Origin of the sequence: Paraburkholderia nodosa DSM 21604 (genome assembly GCF_000519185.1) — a bacterium.
Taxonomy (GTDB): domain Bacteria; phylum Pseudomonadota; class Gammaproteobacteria; order Burkholderiales; family Burkholderiaceae; genus Paraburkholderia; species Paraburkholderia nodosa.
The window spans coordinates 87,949-106,689 of the sequence record NZ_JAFA01000016.1 but is presented as its reverse complement, the minus strand read 5'-3'; the positions used below and the strand labels follow the sequence as shown (position 1 = coordinate 106,689).

The window sequence follows — 18,741 nt, the reverse complement described above, 5'->3', positions numbered from 1 at the left end:
CGCGCAGCGTTCACTGCGCCGGTTTGGCTTCGGAGGCGGGCGTCGGGGCCGGCTCGGCGCCCTGCTCGCCGAACGTCAGGCGGTCGCCGTTTTCGAGCACGAGAAAGAGCGATTGCGGATGGCGCATCTGTACGCCCGAGCGCGCGATATGCGAGAGCGCTTCCAGATAAGCGCCCTCGATATCGCCGCCCGCGCCGATGCAGGCCATGCGCGTGCCGCCGAGCTGGCTGAACGAGAGCAGGCCGTTCTTGAGCGTATAGGCGCCGAAATAGCGGTTGCAGCCCGAGAAGCCGCTTGCGCGGCGCTGGCCGCTCTCGGTCGAGAGGTCGAGCGTGATCGGGCGAGCGTCGGGGTTTTCGGTGTTGCCGGCATCGGCGTCGCGGCCCGGCAGGGCGCGCATCGTGCCGTCGGCGCGCTTCCATTCCACGAGCTGCCAGTGCGTGTTGTCGAGCAGCTGCGTCGTGGCGGGGTTGAACGGATCGGGTAGCGGCGCGGAGGCGTCCGTATGCACGGGCAGCTTGCACGCGCACACCAGCAGGGCCGCAGCGAGCATCGCCGTGCGCGAGGTCAGTTTTCGCGCGAGTCCGCCTCGGGCAGGGCGCAGGCGCATCTTCACGCGCGGACTCTGGCTCGGTGCCTGGCTCGGCGTCCGGCTCGCCGTCTGGCTATTAGGCATCGCATCGTTCCTCGTAATCGACGAAGGCGTAAGCGTAACGCACCGCGCTGCAGCATGCGAGCGCAAACGTGCGTACGCCGCGCCTGAAGCGGGCGGCCGGCCACGGCCCAAAGCGCCTCGCCACGGCAAGGCCGCGTGTTAACATCGGCGCTCTTACGCATTTGCGCCATACCGCCATTCCGGAGACATCATGCAAACCCGCCCCCGCATCGGCACACCGCTTTCCGCTTCCGCCACCCGTGTCATGCTGCTCGGCGCGGGCGAGCTTGGCAAGGAAGTGATCATCGCGCTGCAGCGTCTCGGCGTTGAGGTGATCGCCGTCGATCGTTACGAAAACGCGCCCGGCCATCAGGTCGCGCATCGCGCACACGTGATCGACATGGCCGATCCCAAGGCGCTGCGCGCGCTCATCGACGCCGAACGCCCCCATCTCGTCGTGCCCGAAATCGAAGCGATCGCCACCGACGCGCTCGCCGCCGTCGAGGCCGAGGGTGTCGCCGAGGTGATCCCCACCGCGCGCGCCGCGCAGCTCACGATGAACCGCGAAGGCATCCGCCGCCTCGCCGCCGAGGAACTCGGCCTCGCCACCTCGCCCTATGCGTTCGCCGATTCGCTCGACGAGCTGAAGGCGGGCGTCGCCAAGGTCGGCTATCCATGCGTGGTGAAGCCGGTGATGTCGTCGTCGGGCAAGGGGCAGTCGGTCGTGCGCAGCGACGCCGACGTCGAGCGCGCCTGGGAATATGCGCTGGCGGGCGGCCGCGTGAACCGCGGGCGCGTGATCGTCGAGGGCTTCATCAACTTCGACTATGAAATCACGCAGCTCACCGTGCGCGCGATCGACCCGGCCAGCGGCCAGGTGCAAACGTATTTCTGCGATCCGATCGGCCACCTCCAGGTGGACGGCGACTACGTCGAATCGTGGCAGCCGCAGCCGATGAGCGCGAAGGCGCTCGAGCGCTCGCGCGAGATCTCGCACAAGGTGACCGAAGCGCTGGGCGGCCGCGGTCTCTTCGGCGTCGAGCTGTTCGTGCGCGGCGACGAGGTGTGGTTCTCGGAAGTGAGCCCGCGCCCCCACGACACGGGGCTCGTCACGCTGGCGTCGCAGCGCTTCTCCGAGTTCGAACTGCATGCGCGCGCGATTCTCGGCCTGCCCGTCGATACGACGGCGCGCGGTCCGGGCGCTTCGGCCGTGATCTACGGCGGCATGGACGCGCGCGGCATCGCGTTCGAAGGCGTTGCACAAGCGCTGGCCGTGCCGGGCGCGGATTTGCGCCTCTTCGGCAAGCCCGAGAGCTTCGTGAAGCGCCGCATGGGCGTCGCGCTCGCCACGGGCGCCGACACCGACGAGGCCCGCTCGCGCGCCCGCGAAGCGGCCGCGGCGGTGCGTCCGGTGCCGGGCGACGCCGCACAGTGAGCGTAGGGCGCTGGGCCGGCGCAACGCCAACGCAACCCACGGAGAACACGATGATCAATGCTCGAAGCGGTGCAATCCGGCTGGCGGCTGCGTGCGGTCTCGCCGCCGCGCTGCACGTGGGCGCCGCGAATGCGGCAAATGCGGCGGCCCCGCTCGAAGTGCGTGACATCCAGGTGCAGTCCCGCCACACGTTCAGCTACACCTGCGCCAACAGCAAGACCTTCAAGGTCACCTATCTCAACGCGGCCAACGGGCAGAGCTTCGCGCTCGTGCCCGTGGCAGGCCGCAAGCTTCTTTTCGTCGGCGTGATCGCGGCTTCGGGCGTGAAGTACGTCGCCGACCGCTACACGTGGTGGACCAAGGGCCCTGGCGCGGATCTCTACGACGTCACGTCCGACGCGAGTCCGAAGCCGGTGCTCTCGGGCTGCGCGACGATCATGCGCTAACGCCGAACGCACGCTTCACGACACATTCCGCCTGGCGGGAGTAACCTGTCGGCCTGTTCGCGAAGGTCGGCTGCCGCCCGCGCCGTCGGCCACGCGCTTGCCAGCGAGGTGGTCGATGAAAGCATCGGATCTGTTCGTGAAGGCGCTCGAAGCCGAAGGCGTCGACTATGTGTTCGGTATTCCAGGGGAAGAGAACCTCGATCTGCTCGAATCGCTGCGGCGCTCGAAGATTCGTCTGATCGTCACGCGCCACGAGCAGGCCGCGGGCTTCATGGCCGCCACTTACGGACGGCTGACGGGGCGCACCGGCGTGTGTCTGGCCACGCTCGGGCCCGGCGCCACCAATTTCGTGACCGCCGCGGCCTACGCGCAGTTGGGCGGCATGCCCATGCTGATGGTCACGGGCCAGAAGCCCATCAAGTCGAGCAAGCAGGGCCATTTCCAGATCGTCGACGTGGTGCGCATGATGGAGCCGCTCACCAAGTACGCGCGTCAGATCGTCTCCATCGGCAACATTCCGGCGCTCGTGCGCGAGGCGTTTCGCCAGGCTGAGCAGGAGCGGCCCGGCGCCGTGCATCTCGAACTGCCCGAAGATGTGGCCGACGAGGAAGGCGACGGCAAGCCCATTCCCAAAAGCTTCAGCCGCCGGCCCGTGGCCGAGGAAAAGGCCGTCGCGCACGCGGTCGGGGCGATCTGCAAGGCGCGCCATCCGCTTCTCATGATCGGCGCCGGGGGCAATCGCAAGACCACGCGCAACGTGCTGCGCGAGTTCGTCGACGAAACCGGCATCCCGTTCTTCACCACGCAGATGGGCAAGGGCGTGATCGACGAGTCGCATCCGCTATGGCTCGGCAACGCCACGCTGTCGGACGGCGACTTCGTGCACCGCGCGATCGAGCACGCCGACTGCATCATCAACGTCGGCCACGACGTGATCGAAAAGCCACCGTTCTTCATGCGCAGCGCGGAAGAGAAAACCGTCATCCACGTGAATTTTCTCGGCGCGGAAGTCGACCCCGTGTATTTTCCGCAGATCGAGGTGGTGGGCGACATCGCCAACGCCGTGTGGCAGCTCAAGGAAAGCCTGAAACCGCGCGAGCACGCGTGGGACTTCGCGCGCTTCGAGGAGATCAAGCGCCATTTCGAGGCGCATCTCGCCAAAGGCCAGCACGACGAGCGCTTTCCCATGTATCCGGTGCGGCTCGTGCACGACGTGTACGGCGCGATGCCCGAGGACGGCATCCTGTGCCTCGACAACGGCATGTACAAGATCTGGTTCGCGCGCTACTACCGCGCGCGTGAGCCCAATTCGATCCTGCTCGACAACGCGCTCGCCTCGATGGGTGCGGGGCTGCCTTCGGCCATTGCCACGAAGATCGTGCATCCGCAGCGCAAGGTCGTGGCGGTGTGCGGCGACGGCGGTTTCATGATGAATTCGCAGGAGCTGGAGACCGCGGTGCGCCTGAAGCTCGATCTCGTCGTGCTGCTGTTGCGCGACGACGCGTTCGGCATGATCCGCTGGAAGCAGGAGAACATGAATTTCCCCGATTACGGGATGACGCTGCAGAACCCCGATTTCGTCGACTATGCGCAGAGCTACGGCGCGCATGGCCACCGCGTGGGCTCGGCGGACCAGCTCAAGCCGCTCGTCGAGCAGTGCCTGGCGCAACCGGGCGTGCATGTAATCGACGTGCCCATCGACTATTCGGACAACGAGCGCGTGCTCAATCGCGACATCAAGCGCCTGAGCGCGCAGCTTTGACGCCGCACTTACGGAGAACCCGTCATGCTCAAACCGACTTATCCGTACTATCTGGCCAATGAGGCCGTCGCCGCCAACACCGACCTCGAAGTCACCGATAAATACAGCGGCGAAGTCGCCACGCGCGTCGCGCTCGCCGACGCGAAAGCGATCGACAAAGCCATCGCGGCAGCCGAAGCCGCCATGCCCGCCATGCGCGCGTTCCCGCCGTACAAGCGCCAGGCCGTGATCGACCATTGCGTGGCGCGCTTTCGCGAGCGCTTTGACGAGCTGGCGATGGCGCTGTGCATCGAGGCGGGCAAGCCGATCAACGACTCGCGCGGCGAGGCCACGCGCCTGATCGACACGTTTCGCGTGGCCGCCGAAGAGAGCGTGCGCATCGACGGCGAGATTGTGAATCTCGAGATTTCGGCGCGCGCGAAGGGCTATCACGGCTACGTGAAGCGTGTGCCGATCGGGCCGTGCTCGTTCATCTCGCCGTTCAATTTCCCGCTCAATCTGGCTGCGCACAAAGTCGCGCCGGCGCTCGCCGCAGGCGTGCCGTTCGTGCTGAAGCCCGCGAGCCGCACGCCGGTGGGGGCGCTCATCATCGGCGAGGTGCTGGCGGAAACCGACCTGCCCAAGGGCGCGTTCTCGATCCTGCCCGCGCACCGCGACGGCGCCGACCTCTTCACCACCGACGAGCGCTTCAAGCTGCTCTCGTTCACGGGCTCGCCCGCGGTGGGCTGGGACCTCAAGAAGAAGGCCGGCAAGAAGAAGGTGGTGCTGGAGCTGGGCGGCAATGCGGCGGCCATCGTCGACGGCGATCAGGGCGGCAAGCTCGATTACGTGGTCGAGCGCCTCGCGTTCGGCGCGTACTACCAGTCGGGACAGAGCTGCATCGGCGTGCAGCGCATTCTCGTGCATGCGTCGATTTACGACGCGCTGCGCGAGAAGCTGATCGCCAAGGTCAAGACGCTCAAGATGGGCGACCCGAAGGACGAGACGACCTTCGTCGGGCCGATGATCTCCGAGTCCGAGTCGAAGCGCCTCGCGGGCTGGATGGAGAGCGCGGTGCTCGCGGGTGCGAAGATCGTCGCGGGCGGCAAGGTGGACGGTGCGATGTTCGAGGCCACACTGCTCGAAGATGTGCGCCGCGACACCGACCTCTATCGCAAGGAGGCGTTCGGGCCGGTCGCGATCCTGGAGCGTTTCGACGACTTCGGCCGTGCGCTCGAGATCGTCAACGACAGCGATTTCGGCCTGCAGGCGGGCGTGTTCACGGATTCGCTCGCCAACGCGCATCGCGCGTGGGACGGGCTCGACGTGGGCGGCGTGGTGATCAACGACATTCCGTCATTTCGCGTCGATAACATGCCGTACGGCGGCGTGAAGGACTCGGGCCTCGGGCGCGAGGGCGTACGCTACGCGATCGAGGATATGACCGAACTGCGGCTGATGGTGATGCGCGAGACGTGGTGAGTGGTGAGCAGCGGGCTGGCGGAAAAAGGGTGCGATGCTTCGCCGCATGGCGCGCGGGTTTTCCTCGTGCGCCATGTTGCAGAACGCATGGCCCGCTGCCATAGGGATTTATGCCAAGGTGCTACAATACCGGCCTTTCGGCCCTTTGCGCCTGCCGCAAAGGGCGGGCAGAACGCCGGCAGCAAGCAGGCAGCAAGCAGGCAGAACGCAAGCAGCAAGCCGGCAGCAAGCCGCCCCGAGGCTTGCTGGATCGGCCTGAAAAAGCCGATCGAGCCGTTTTGACATATCCGGTGCGCACGCCAGTCAATAGACCAGGACGGCGCCGGAACCATCTGGAATCGAGCGAGTCTGGCTGGGTTGAACCCGAGCGAGCGCGGCGATGGAGCCAGCGCCCCGTCCCCGGCAGATTTACTCGTCGTCCACGGGCCATCCCGGGCCATCCGTTTGCCGGGAGGCCCTCGCGGGCGTGTGTTCCGCCCGTCGCAGCAGGGTGCCTGACGTGTTGTCCGGCGCCTTTGCATTGATCTGCAATGCCCAGCAGTGACCTTTTGAGGCGCTCCCGCGCCTTGCGCGAATAGCGCCTTTATAGCGAAGCCACCATGTCCGACACAGCCGTCACGCCCAGCACTGCGAACTTTGACCAATTTGGTCTGGCCCCCGAAATCCTCAGGGCCGTCAAGGAGCAGGGCTACACGACGCCCACGCCGATCCAGGCGGAGGCGATTCCCGTGGTGCTCACGGGCCGCGACGTGATGGGCGCCGCGCAAACGGGTACGGGCAAGACGGCGAGCTTCTCGCTGCCGATCCTGCAACGCCTCCTGCCGATGGCGAGCACGAGCGCTTCGCCCGCCCGCCATCCGGTGCGTGCGTTGATTCTCACGCCGACGCGCGAGCTGGCCGACCAGGTCGCCAACAACGTGCGCACCTACGCGCAGCACACGCCGCTGCGCAGCGCGGTGGTGTTCGGCGGCGTCGACATGAATCCGCAGTCCGACGAGCTGCGCCGCGGCGTGGAAATCCTGATTGCGACGCCTGGCCGCTTGCTCGACCACGTGCAGCAAAAGACCACGAACCTGGGTCAGGTGCAGATGCTCGTGCTGGACGAAGCCGACCGCATGCTCGACATGGGTTTCCTGCCCGACCTGCAGCGCATCCTGAACCTGCTGCCGAAGGAGCGCCAGACGCTGCTCTTCTCGGCCACGTTCTCGGGCGAGATCAAGAAGCTTGCCGCGACCTATCTGCGCACGCCGCAGACCATTGAGGTGGCGCGCAGCAACTCCACCGCGACCAACGTCACCCAGGTGGTGTACGAAGTCGCCGAGGGCGACAAGACCGGCGCGGTCGTTCAGCTGATCCGCGACCGGGGCCTGAAGCAGGTGATCGTGTTCTGCAACAGCAAGATCGGCGCGAGCCGTCTCGCACGCCAGATCGAAAAGCAGGGCATCGTTGCGTCCGCGATCCACGGCGACCGCACGCAGAGCGAGCGCATGCAGGCACTCGACGCCTTCAAGCGCGGCGAAATCGAAGCGCTCGTGGCGACCGACGTGGCCGCGCGCGGCCTCGACATTGTCGAGCTGCCCGCCGTCATCAACTTCGACCTGCCTTTCAACGCCGAAGACTACGTGCACCGTATCGGCCGTACCGGCCGCGCGGGCGCCTCGGGTGATGCGCTTTCGCTGTGCAGCCCGAACGAGAAGAAGCAACTCGCCGATATCGAGAAGCTCATCAAGCGTCCGCTGACCGTGGAGCGCCTCGTGGTCGACGTGCCGGTGCCGCATCACGAAAGTGGCGGCCGCCGCCGCGAGCGCGACGGCCATGAGAGCCGCGAAGGCCGCGGTGAGCGTGGCGAGCGCGGCACGCACCGCCGGGCGGCCTCCTTCGAGCGCCCGCATCATCATCGTTCGCAGCCGGTCGACGACTTTTTCCTGAAGCCCTACGAGCCCTCGGCGAGTGCGCGCAGCAAGGCGGAAGACAATCCCGCGAACGCCGCGCCGCAAAAACAGCAGTCGAAGCAGCCGCTCGCGGCGCTGCTGGGCGGCCTCGGGTCGTCGTGGCGCAACAAGCCGACGTCGTCTTCGTCGAGCTAAGTTCGAGCGCGAAATCATCGCGCAACGCAGAAAAAACGGCATGTCGCGCTCAGCGGCATGCCGTTTTTGTTTATGCGGCCGGCAATTGCGCGAGCCGCCGCTGCCACGCATCGATCGCGTCGAACTGGAACGCTGCGAGCGTCGCGGGCGCGGGATCGTGCAAATCGAGGCCCAGATGCCGCGCCGCAGCCATCAGCGCTTCCAGAGGGCGTGACGCATCGAGCGCCTGCGCCCCGGTCTGCTTCGAGAGCTTTTCGCCCTCCGCGTTCGTGACGACCGGCACATGAAGATACGCGGGCGTCGGCACGCCAAGACACTGCTGGAGCCAGATTTGCCGCGCCGTCGAGTCGAGCAGGTCCGCGCCGCGCACCACGTGCGTGATGCGCTGGTCGGCGTCGTCCACGACGACGGCCAGCTGGTAGGCCCATTGACCGTCCGCGCGCAGCAGCACGAAATCGCCGACTTCGGTCGCGAGGTTCTGGTGCTGCGGGCCTTGCCAGCGGTCGTCAAAGCGGATCAGTGCGGGATTGGCGTGCACGCTCACAGGTTCGTCACCGGGTTCGTGCGCAGATTCTTCGTCAGGCACGCACAGCCGCCACGCGCGTGCGGGCTTGCCGTGCAGGCCGTCGCGGCAGGTACCCGGATAGATCAGCGTGGTGTTGCGCTGGTGCGCGCGCAGTTGCGAATCGGCGATTTCCTTGCGTGTGCAGCCACACGGGTAGACGTGGCCTGAGGCGACCAGCCGGTCGAGCGCCGCGCGGTACAGATCGATGCGGCGGCTCTGCCATTCGGGTGGCTCGTCGGCGTGAAAGCCGAAGGCCGCAAGCGTCGCGAGAATGTCCTCGACTGCACCTGGCACCGTGCGCGGGCCGTCGATGTCCTCCACGCGCACGAGCCACACGCCGCCATGCGCTCGCGCGTCGAGCCAGCTCGCGAGCGCCGAAACGAGCGAGCCGAAGTGCAGCGGGCCAGTGGGCGAGGGCGCGAAGCGCCCGCGATACCCTTGCGGCGTTGCGCTCACGCGCGCGGCTTAAGCGGCAGCCTGCGCCGCTGCATCCGTCGCGCTCGCGCGCTCCGGATGGCACGCCGGGCAGCTCTTGCCCGCTACGTAAAGCGGCGAAGCCTGCTCTTGCGGCGTCACGACGGCGCGGCACGCGAAGCACTGCACGGTGTCCGTCGGTTCGAGCTGCGGATTGAGCGCGGTGCGCTGGTCGAACACGAAGCAGTCGCCGTTGTAATGCGCGCCGCCCACTTCCTCGAAGTATTTGAGAATGCCGCCCTCGAGCTGGTACACGTGCTCGATGCCCACTTCCTTCATGTGGATGGCCGCCTTTTCGCAGCGAATGCCGCCCGTGCAGAACGACACGACCGTTTTGCCTTCGAGGTCGGCGCGGTTCGCCTCGATCACCCCGGGGAATTCGCTGAACTTGTCGATGCGGTAGTCGAGCGCCTTGTCGAACGTACCGACGTCGATTTCGAACGCGTTGCGCGTGTCGAGCATGACGACCGGGCGGCCTGCGTCGTCGAAGCCGCGGTCGAGCCATTGCTTGAGCACGAAGGGCGCGACGGAAGGCGCGCGGCCTTCCTCGGGGCGGATCGCGGGCTTCTTCATCGTGATGATCTCGCGCTTCAGGCGCACGAGCATGCGGTTGAAGGGCCGCGTTTCGGAGAGACTTTCCTTGAACCGCAGCGTCGCGAACTTGCCCTCGAAGAGCGGATCGTGGTTGATGTAGTCCATGAAGGCGCGCACGTTGCCTTCATCGCCGGCGACGAACAGGTTAATGCCTTCCGGCGCGAACAGGATCGTGCCCCGCAAATCGAGCGATTGGCAGCGCTCGAGCACGAGCGGACGCCACTCGGCGGCCTTGTCGAGCGTGGCGAACTGGTAAGCGGAAAGGTTGAGGATACGCATGGTGCAACTGGAAAGGCGCCACAAAAAGGCGCGTGAAACCGGAGCCGGGCGCGCGTGCTGCCTGTCAACGTCGGGTCCGCACTGCGGGTCCCCCGAAAACGGGAATTAGGGCAGGGCGCGCGGCGGGCGCAATCCGCTATTATCCCTCAATCGCGACTCGCGCCGCCTGCGGCGTAATCGACATGCCGTGCGGCGGCCCTGCGCCCGCGCAAGGTCCTGGCCAGAGCGGTTGGGCCGCCCCGGCCAACATCACTTGCTCATGCGAGCGTGCGCCGAAAATCGCGTGCCCCTGAAGGTACAATGACGGCCATGTCAGATCCCCGCTTCGTCCATCTCCGCGTCCACTCCGAATTCTCGATTGCCGACGGCATCGTGCGCCTCGACGACCTCGTCAAGGCGGCGGCCAAAGACGGCCAGGGCGCGCTCGCGCTCACCGACCTCGGCAACGCATTCGGCCTCGTCCGTTTCTACACCGAAGCCCGCGGCAAAGGGATCAAACCCATCGCCGGCTGCGACGTCTGGATCACGAATCCCGACGACCGCGACAAGCCGTCGCGCCTACTGCTGCTGGTGAAGAACAAGCGCGGCTACCTGAATCTGTGCGAGCTGCTTTCCAAGGCGTGGCTTACGAACCAGTATCGCGGCCGCGCGGAAGTCGACGTCGCGTGGCTCGAAGAAGGGCTGGCCGAGGGCCTGCTCGCGATCTCGGGTGCGCAACAGGGCGATGTGGGTCTCGCGCTCGCGGCGGGCAATGTGGAAAGCGCGAAGCGCCATGCGCAGCGCTGGGCGAAGCTGTTTCCGAACGCGTATTACATCGAGCTGCAGCGCTGCGGTCAGCCCGGCGGCGAGCAGTATGTCGGGCAGGCGGTGGCGCTCGCGTCGCAACTGAAGCTGCCGGTGGTCGCGACGCACCCCATGCAGTTCATGACCGACGAGGAATACACCGCGCACGAAGCGCGCGTGTGCATCTCGGAAGGCGACATCCTCGCGAATCCGCGCCGCCAGAAGCGCTTCACGACCGATCAGCGTTTTCGCACGCAGGAAGAAATGGCCGCGCTGTTCGCGGACATTCCTTCGGCCATCGCGAACACCATCGAAATCGCGAGGCGCTGCAATCTCACGCTCGAACTCGGCAAGCCGAAGCTGCCGCTGTTCCCGACGCCCGACGGCCTCTCGCTCGACGACTATCTCGTGCAGCTTTCGAGAGAAGGTCTCGAAAAGCGCCTCGTGCAGCTGTATCCGAACGAGGCCGAACGCGAGCAGGAACGCGCGCGCTACAACGAGCGGCTCGAATTCGAGTGCGGGACCATCATCAAGATGGGCTTTCCGGGCTACTTCCTGATCGTTGCGGACTTCATCAACTGGGCGAAGAACAACGGCGTGCCGGTGGGGCCGGGCCGGGGTTCGGGCGCGGGCTCGCTGGTCGCGTACGCGCTCGGTATTACCGATCTCGATCCGCTGCGCTACAACCTGCTGTTCGAGCGCTTCCTGAATCCGGAACGCGTGTCGATGCCCGACTTCGACATCGACTTCTGCCAGCACGGGCGCGACCGCGTCATTCAGTACGTGAAGGAGAAGTACGGCGCCGATGCGGTGTCGCAGATCGCCACCTTCGGCACCATGGCCGCGAAGGCCGCGGTGCGCGACATCGGCCGCGTGCTCGATCTCGGCTACAACTTCACCGATGGCGTGGCCAAGCTGATTCCGTTCAAGCCGGGCAAGCACGTCACCATCGCCGACGCGATGAAGGAAGAGCCGCTCCTGCAGGAGCGCTACGACAACGAAGACGAAGTGCATCAGCTGCTCGACCTCGCGCAGCTCGTGGAAGGTCTCACGCGTAACGTGGGCATGCACGCGGGCGGCGTGCTGATCGCGCCGGGCAAGCTCACCGACTTCTGCCCGCTCTACACGCAGGGCGACGAAAGCGGGGTCGTGAGCCAGTACGACAAGGACGACGTGGAAGCCGTCGGCCTCGTGAAGTTCGACTTTCTGGGCCTGACCACGCTCACGATTCTCGACTGGGCCGAGCGCTATATCCGCATGCTCGATCCGTCGAAGAAGGACTGGTCGCTCGCCCAGGTGCCGCTCGACGACGCGCCGTCATTCCAGATCCTCAAGAAAGCGAATACGGTCGCCGTATTCCAGCTGGAAAGCCGCGGCATGCAGGGCATGCTCAAGGACGCGCAGCCTGACCGCTTCGAGGACATCATCGCGCTCGTGGCCTTGTACCGTCCGGGCCCGATGGACCTGATCCCGAGCTTCTGCGCGCGTAAGCACGGCCGCGAAGTGGTGGAGTATCCCGATCCGCGTGTCGAACCTGTTCTGAAAGAGACCTACGGCATCATGGTCTACCAGGAGCAGGTGATGCAGATGGCGCAGATCATCGGCGGCTACTCGCTCGGCGGCGCGGACTTGCTGCGTCGCGCGATGGGCAAGAAGAAGCCCGAGGAAATGGCCCAGCACCGCGAGATCTTCGCGGAAGGCGCGGCGAAGAACGGCCTCACGCGCCAGAAGGCGGACGAGACCTTCGACTTGATGGAGAAGTTCGCGGGCTACGGCTTCAACAAGTCGCACGCCGCCGCTTACGCGCTCCTCGCCTATCACACGGCGTGGCTCAAGGCGCACCATCCGGCGGAATTCATGGCGGCGAATATGTCGCTCGCCATGGACGACACCGACAAGGTGAAGATCCTCTTCGAGGACTGCCTGACCAACAAGATGGTCGTGCTGCCGCCGGACGTGAATGCCTCTGCGTACCGCTTCGAGCCGGTGTCCGACGCCAGCGTGGCCGAAGGCAAGCGCTCGCGCACGATCCGCTACGGTCTCGGCGCGATCAAGGGCAGCGGCCAGAACGCCATCGAAGAAATTTTGCGCGCGCGTGAAGAGGGCGGTGCGTTCAAGGACCTGTTCGACTTCTGCGAGCGCATCGACCGTCGTCTCGTGAATCGCCGCACCATCGAAGCGATGATCCGCGCCGGCGCGTTCGATACGATTCACGCGAACCGTGCACAGTTGCTCGCGTCCGTGCCGATGGCGATGGAAGCCGCCGACCAGGCGAGCGCCAACGCCATGCAAGCCGGCCTCTTCGATATGGGCGACGCGCCGCTCGCCGCGCACGAACTGGTGGACGAGCCGGCGTGGGGCGAGAAGCGCAAGCTCCAGGAAGAGAAGGCCGCGCTGGGCTTCTACCTCTCGGGCCACCTGTTCGACGCCTACAAGGACGAAGTGCGCCGCTTCGTGCGCCAGAAGATCGGCGAGCTGAAGGAAGGGCGCGACAAGCTGATCGCGGGCGTGATCGCATCGTTGCGCACGCAAATGACCCAGCGCGGCAAGATGCTGATCGCGCTGCTCGACGACGGCACCGGCCAGTGCGAAGTGACGGTCTTCAACGAGCAGTTCGAGGCGCACAAGGCGCTCTTCAAGGAAGACGAGTTGCTCGTCGTGCAGGGCGGGGCGCGCAATGACGCGTTCACCGGCGGCATTCGCTTCACCGTGGACACCGTGATGGATCTCGAGCGCGCGCGCAGCCGCTATGCGCAAGCCGTGAAGCTGCAGATGAACGGCAATGCCAATGCCGGCGCGCTGCGCACGGTGCTCGAAGCGTATCGCGCGAAGCCCGACGACTCGCTGCCGGCGCCTGCCACGGAAACGCGCGGGCGCGGCGGCTTCGGGCGCGATCGCGGCGAGCGCGCGCAAGCGGTCATTCCGAACGGATTAGCGGTGCAGATCGCCTATCGCAACGATCGGGCGGAAGGCGAAGTGCGTCTGGGCGACGCCTGGCGCGTCAAGCCCACCGACGACCTGCTCGCCGCGCTGCGTGGCGAGTTCGCGGGCAGCGAAATCGAGATCGTTTACTGACGGGATGGGGTGGCGGGCGGCATCGCAGTTTTCGCGCTGCCACGCCGTCGCGTCGTTCGGCGAAACGCCCGGTTAACTCGCGAGTTCGGCCAGACCGCGTTCGGCGCGCACGGTACCGTCCGCGATACGCACCTTGACCCTTTCCTCGTTGGAGCTTGCCTGCGCGCGCGGCTGCTCGCGGTGCCACAGGTGGAAGATTTCCGTGGCATAGGCGCCGAGCTTGCGGTGCACGCCGCAATTGGCGAGCCGGGCCACGAAATCGGCGTCCTCGTGCCCCCAGCCGGTGAAGCTGGTGTCGAACCCGTTCACGCGCTCGATGTCGCTGCGCCAGGCGCTCATGTTGCAGCCCTTGATGCCGCGCCACTTGAACTGCTCGATCACGCGCCACTTGCGATCCGGCAGCTTGACGAAGAGGGGCGCGATCTTGTTGACGTGGCCAGAGAGGCGCTGCTGCACCCAGAAGCCGAAGCCTTTATCCGCAAGCGGAATCCTCTGTGCGATCACCTGCTGCGTGAGCGTTTCGTCGAGCAGGATGCGGCTGCCGGTGATGATGGCGTGTTCGCTTGCGAGCTGCCGATGGCGCGCAACGAAATCGTGCTGCGCGACGCAGTCGCCGTCGAGAAAGATCAGGTAATCGCCGCGAGCCTGCACGACGCCCTTGTTGCGGATCTCGGCGAGGCGAAAGCCGTCGTCCGGGTGCCACACGTGCTCCATGCGCACCGGGCTCGACGCCGCGCAGCGCTCTACGGTTGCGCGGGTCGTATCGGCCGAACCGTCGTCGGCGACGATGATTTCGTAGCGCGTGTCGGACTGCGCGCTCAGGCTGGCCAGCACCCGTTCGAGCGCATCGGGCCGGTTATAGGTGCTGACGATCACCGAAATCAGCGTGTCGCGATGCGCGCTCATCGGCTCTCCGGTGCGGCGTCGCGGGCTTTCGCGGCGGCGGACTGCTGTGTCTCGAGGAGCATGAGCTTCAGGTAGCGGTAGTAGGTGCCTTCGGCGTTGGAGATCGCCAGCACGAAGCCCATCTTGCCGTCGAGAAAGCCGCGCTGAATAATCCAGCTGCGCACGAACGACCAGAAGCCATGCAGCAGCGCCTTGCGCAAGCCGCCGCGCTTGCCGCGCGCCGCGCCCTGGGTCGCGCCGTAGGTCGAATAGCTGTCGATTTTTCCGAGCACTTCGGAGAAGTCGCGGAAGCTGTAGTGAATCAGCGCCTGAGCGAGCGTGCCGACGCGCGCCTCGGGCGCGGCGATCACACGTTCGTGCACGAGATCGTTCGAGAAGCGCGCCGCGTCGCGGCGAAAGAGCCGCGTCACATAGTCGGGCGACCAGCCGGAATGGCGGATCCACTTGCCGCAGTAGTTCGATTGGCGAGGCACGCGGAACAGGTCGGCGCCGCTCGTCTTCACGCTTGCGAGAATCTCGTCGCGAAGCAGGGCGGAAATGCGTTCGTCGGCGTCGAGCGAGAGAATCCACGGGCCGCGGGCCGCGTCGAGCGCGCGCTGCTTTTGCGGGCCGAAACCGGGCCAGTCGGTTTCGACGACCGTCGCGCCGAACTCGCGGCAGATGGCCTGGGTGCCGTCCGTGCTGCCCGAATCGAGCACGACGATTTCGTCGACCCAGCCGTGCACGGAAGCAAGGCAGTCCCGAATATCGTGTGCTTCGTTTTTGACGATGACGATGACACTGATCGCATCGGGTTTGGCGCTGTCGTTCATCGGCGCTGGCTCGCGATGGCTGGAAGAAGGTGAAGAAGTGGTGAGGCCGGCTGGAGCTGGCCTCGCGTTCGGAGAGAACTTCGCGCTGACGCCTGCTGCGTCTCGCTGCGCACGCGTTCGTGCCCCGAAGCCGAATCGCTGAGTATATACAAAAACACCGGCGGCTACGAAAGCGCTCCGGCGCCGACCCCGGCCGGGCGGATACATCGCCTCCTGGGCCGAACGTTTACAATGGCGTACCTGTTTGCCGGGGGGCGGGCAGATTACCCGCATTTTTTTCGAGGAAATTTTGGGCGAGAGATCAACCTTGAGCAAGCCGATCGGCTCCGACACCAAGTCGTCGCCGCTCGTGATTGGCCGGCGGCTGTGGCCGTATGTGAAGCCGCTTATGTGGGTACTTCTCGCGGGCGTGCTCGCGATGGCCGTGGTGGCCGCCACCGAAGCCGGCATTCCCGCGCTGCTCAAGCCGCTGCTCGATCACGGCTTCGGCACGCGCGGCGATGCGAAAGCGAAGTGGCTGGTGCCCACCGCCGTCATCGGGCTGGCGCTCGTGCGCGGCCTCGCGCAATACGCGTCCGGTTACTTGCTGCAGTACGTGTCGAACCGCGTGCTGCTCGCGCTGCGGCTCAAGATGTTCGAACGCATGATTCACGCGAGCGTCGGCTTCTTTCAGCGCGAAACCGCGAGCACGGTCATCAACGCGATCGTGTTCGAGGTCAACCAGATTCTCGGCGTGCTGCTCGGCGTGCTGGTCACGCTCGTGCGCGATTCGCTCACGGTGATCTTCCTGCTCGGCTATCTGTTCTATCTGAACTGGCGGCTCACGTTGATCGTGGCGGTGCTCCTGCCGGCGATCGGCTGGCTCGTCAGCAAGATCAACCGGCGTCTGCGCCGCCTGAACCGCGAGCATCAGATGCTCACGAACGACCTGTCCTATATCGTCGAGGAGACGGTGGGCGGCTACAAGGTCGTCAAGGTTCACAACGGCGAGCGCTACGAAAAGGAGCGCTTCGGCGAAATGAGCCGCCGCCTGCGCGGCTACCAGATGCGCATGACGGTGTCGGGCGGGCTCGCGCAGCCGCTCACGCAGTTCCTCGCTTCGATCGCGCTGGCGATCGTCATCACCATTGCCGTTGTCCAGGCCTCGAACGACCAGACGACGGTTGGCGGCTTCGTGGCGTTCGTCACGTCGATGCTGCTCGTGATCTCGCCGCTCAAGCACCTGATCGACGTGAATCAGCCGCTGCAGCGCGGCATGACCGCGGCCGAGCTGATCTTCGGGCTGATCGACGAGCCGCCCGAGCCCGCGGGCGGCGGCTTGCCGCTCGAACGCGCGCGCGGCGAGGTGGAGTTCCGCGATGTGTCGTTCGCGTATGGCGCGAGCCATCGCGTGACGCTCGACCATGTGTCGTTTCGCATCAACCCCGGTGAAATGGTGGCGCTCGCCGGCCCGTCCGGCAGCGGCAAGACCACGCTCGTGAATCTGTTGCCGCGCTTTTTCGATCCGAGCGGCGGCCAGGTGATGGTCGACGGCGTATCGATCGCCGATTACGACGTACATGCGCTGCGCAACCAGATCGCGATGGTGAGCCAGGACGTGGTGTTGTTCAACGACACGGTCGCGAACAACGTCGCCTATGGCCAGACGGCCGACCGCGAGCGCGTGGAGCGCGCGCTGCGCGCCGCGAACCTGTGGGAGACGATCTCGGCGCTGCCCGAGGGCATGGAGACGCTGATCGGCGATAACGGCATGAAGTTCTCGGGTGGCCAGCGCCAGCGCCTGGCGATCGCCCGTGCGATCTACAAGGATGCGCCGATCCTGATTCTCGACGAGGCGACCTCGGCACTCGATTCGGAGTCGGAGCGCCACGTGCAGGCGGCGCTGGAAACGCTGATGCGCGGGCGCACGACGCTCGTGATCGCGCACCGCCTGTCGACGATCGAGCGCGCGAACCGCATCCTCGTGATGGATGGCGGCCACATCGTCGAATCCGGCACGCACCAGCAACTGCTCGAGAAGGGCGGCATGTACGCGCACCTGCACAAGATCCAGTATCAGCAGAGCGCTGCCTGATCCTTCAGGGCGATGACGCGGCGCGCGAGTTCAGCCGCGCCGCGCTCATGAAGGCGCGCCGGCGCGCTGCGTGGGCCTAAGCCGCTACGTTCGGGGGTTATCAGGCGGCGGTGGGCGCTGCCGCGGGTGCGCGAGCGGCGAGTTGGCGCAGCACCGCGCCAACGACTTGCGCGGGCGGGATGGTGTCCACGTTGCCGCTGCCCTGCAGGCCGATGGATCGGCAGGCTTCGGTCAAGCGCAGGTAGGGCGGCTCTTGATGCCGGAACAGTGAGACGCTGGGCGTTTGCGTGGTGTGGGCGACGTGCATCAGGCCGCCGTCGGCGCCCACGAACAGTTCTGCGTGCGCAACGATCTCGCGTGCCTGAAGGAACGCGAGCTTGCCGGTCAGCGAGCGGATGCGCACGTTGGCGCTCGCGCTCGCGCACAACTGCTCCGCGATTTGCGTGCCGTTGTCCGAGCCGAGCACGACGATTTCCTTCGCGGCCCTCGCGTTGTCGTACTTGCTCAACAATTCGATGACTTCGGACCAACGGTTGTAGGTACGATCGGGGTCCACGCCACCCGCCGCGATCGCGATGAACGGACGCGCAGGCAATAGGCCGCGCACCGACTCGCGTGTTGCCGGCTTGCTGGCGAGATAGGGCTTGCTGATCGCGGTGAGCGTATCGGCGTCGTGGCCGAGCGAGAACACGCCGTTGACGCTCGCGAAGCTGAAGCGGGTCTGGTTGCGGTCGGGGCCGTTGAAGTAACGGAAGAGGCCCGCGTACGGCAGCTTCGCGAAGTGCTGGGTCTTGATGCGAATCGAGGGCAGGTTGTACTCGGAGAGCAGGATTGCGTCGTAGCGGCTCGCGTCAACTTCGCCCGGGTCGCCGTAGACCTTGCCGAATACGTCGTCTTCGCTGAAAAGCGGCACCAGCGACGGCAGCGCGAGCAGATCGATGCGCATGCCCAGGCCCTTGAGCAGCGCGCGGCCGGCCATGTCCATCGTCGCGTCGCCGAAGTTGCGTTTGGCGTAGACCCACAGGATTCGCTGCGAAGGGTCCAGATGCGCCTGTTCGAGGCGCATCTGGCCGTGCACCTGCAGGAGAAACTGCTTGTGCAGGTATTTCTTCGCGATCTTGATGCGGCTGGTGCTGCGAAGAAATGGCTCCGGCTCGTAAGGCACGCCCTGATAGGGGATCATGCAGGACCGGGAAACGGTCCGGTCGAGCCAGCTTGCCGGCGAAACCCACGAAGTGTTTGAGTTGGTCTGCTGAAACACGGGTCTACTTGGTCTTCAAGATAACCTCTTATTATCACACGATAGTGGCCTGCGCGCTTCACGAAGAATTAG

Annotated in this window: 13 protein-coding genes; 7 read left to right on the top strand and 6 right to left on the bottom strand. The window is 65.9% G+C overall.

Features of this window, described 5'->3' with window-relative positions; translation table 11 throughout:
• Window positions 1-10: 10 nt before the first annotated feature.
• Complete coding sequence (locus A3CW_RS47310) at window positions 11-610, bottom strand: META domain-containing protein (RefSeq protein WP_051481665.1); 600 nt, start codon at window positions 608-610, stop codon at window positions 11-13.
• Window positions 611-866: 256 nt separating this feature from the next.
• On the opposite strand from A3CW_RS47310, the gene purT reads away from it, so the two are divergent.
• The 5 genes from purT (at window position 867) to A3CW_RS0123365 (ending at window position 7,846) form a co-directional block, all read left to right on the top strand.
• A complete protein-coding gene (gene purT, locus A3CW_RS0123385) occupies window positions 867-2,090 on the top strand; it encodes a formate-dependent phosphoribosylglycinamide formyltransferase (RefSeq protein ID WP_028205735.1) in 1,224 nt (407 codons plus the stop codon).
• Window positions 2,091-2,140: 50 nt separating this feature from the next.
• Entirely contained in the window at window positions 2,141-2,536 is a 396-nt protein-coding gene (locus tag A3CW_RS0123380; protein ID WP_035513701.1) for an MliC family protein, read from the top strand.
• Between the two features lie 115 nt (window positions 2,537-2,651).
• Complete coding sequence (locus A3CW_RS0123375) at window positions 2,652-4,298, top strand: acetolactate synthase large subunit (RefSeq protein ID WP_028205733.1); 1,647 nt, start codon at window positions 2,652-2,654, stop codon at window positions 4,296-4,298.
• A gap of 24 nt (window positions 4,299-4,322) precedes the next feature.
• A complete protein-coding gene (locus A3CW_RS0123370; RefSeq protein WP_028205732.1) occupies window positions 4,323-5,759 on the top strand; it encodes an aldehyde dehydrogenase family protein in 1,437 nt (478 codons plus the stop codon).
• Between the two features lie 599 nt (window positions 5,760-6,358).
• Window positions 6,359-7,846 (top strand): DEAD/DEAH box helicase, encoded by a 1,488-nt coding sequence (locus A3CW_RS0123365; RefSeq protein WP_028205731.1) that lies wholly within the window; start codon window positions 6,359-6,361, stop codon window positions 7,844-7,846.
• Between the two features lie 70 nt (window positions 7,847-7,916).
• On the opposite strand, the gene gluQRS is transcribed toward A3CW_RS0123365, so the two are convergent.
• Together gluQRS and A3CW_RS0123355 are read right to left on the bottom strand one after the other, a co-directional pair.
• Window positions 7,917-8,867 (bottom strand): tRNA glutamyl-Q(34) synthetase GluQRS, encoded by a 951-nt coding sequence (gene gluQRS, locus A3CW_RS0123360; protein ID WP_028205730.1) that lies wholly within the window; start codon window positions 8,865-8,867, stop codon window positions 7,917-7,919.
• A 9-nt stretch (window positions 8,868-8,876) separates the two neighbouring features.
• On the bottom strand, window positions 8,877-9,758 hold the full coding sequence (locus tag A3CW_RS0123355) for a sulfurtransferase (protein ID WP_028205729.1): 882 nt from the start codon (window positions 9,756-9,758) through the stop codon (window positions 8,877-8,879).
• Window positions 9,759-10,058: 300 nt separating this feature from the next.
• Between A3CW_RS0123355 and dnaE the strand changes: the two genes are divergently transcribed.
• The gene (gene dnaE / locus A3CW_RS0123350; protein ID WP_028205728.1) at window positions 10,059-13,616 is read left to right on the top strand and encodes a DNA polymerase III subunit alpha; all 3,558 of its coding nucleotides are present in this window, start codon (window positions 10,059-10,061) and stop codon (window positions 13,614-13,616) included.
• A 72-nt stretch (window positions 13,617-13,688) separates the two neighbouring features.
• On the opposite strand, the gene A3CW_RS0123345 is transcribed toward dnaE, so the two are convergent.
• The gene (locus A3CW_RS0123345; RefSeq protein ID WP_028205727.1) at window positions 13,689-14,522 is read right to left on the bottom strand and encodes a glycosyltransferase family 2 protein; all 834 of its coding nucleotides are present in this window, start codon (window positions 14,520-14,522) and stop codon (window positions 13,689-13,691) included.
• Window positions 14,519-15,334, bottom strand: coding sequence for a glycosyltransferase family 2 protein (locus A3CW_RS47305; RefSeq protein ID WP_035513698.1), 816 nt, complete (start codon window positions 15,332-15,334; stop codon window positions 14,519-14,521). The genes A3CW_RS0123345 and A3CW_RS47305 overlap by 4 nt, the downstream gene beginning before the upstream one ends.
• A gap of 289 nt (window positions 15,335-15,623) precedes the next feature.
• On the opposite strand from A3CW_RS47305, the gene msbA reads away from it, so the two are divergent.
• Window positions 15,624-17,408, top strand: a complete 1,785-nt coding sequence (msbA, locus tag A3CW_RS0123335; RefSeq protein WP_154678010.1) for a lipid A export permease/ATP-binding protein MsbA — start codon at window positions 15,624-15,626, stop codon at window positions 17,406-17,408.
• Window positions 17,409-17,508: 100 nt separating this feature from the next.
• Here the strand turns inward: msbA and A3CW_RS47300 are convergent, their stop codons facing one another.
• Window positions 17,509-18,591, bottom strand: a complete 1,083-nt coding sequence (locus tag A3CW_RS47300) for a glycosyltransferase family 9 protein (RefSeq protein WP_051481658.1) — start codon at window positions 18,589-18,591, stop codon at window positions 17,509-17,511.
• Window positions 18,592-18,741 lie beyond the last annotated feature (150 nt).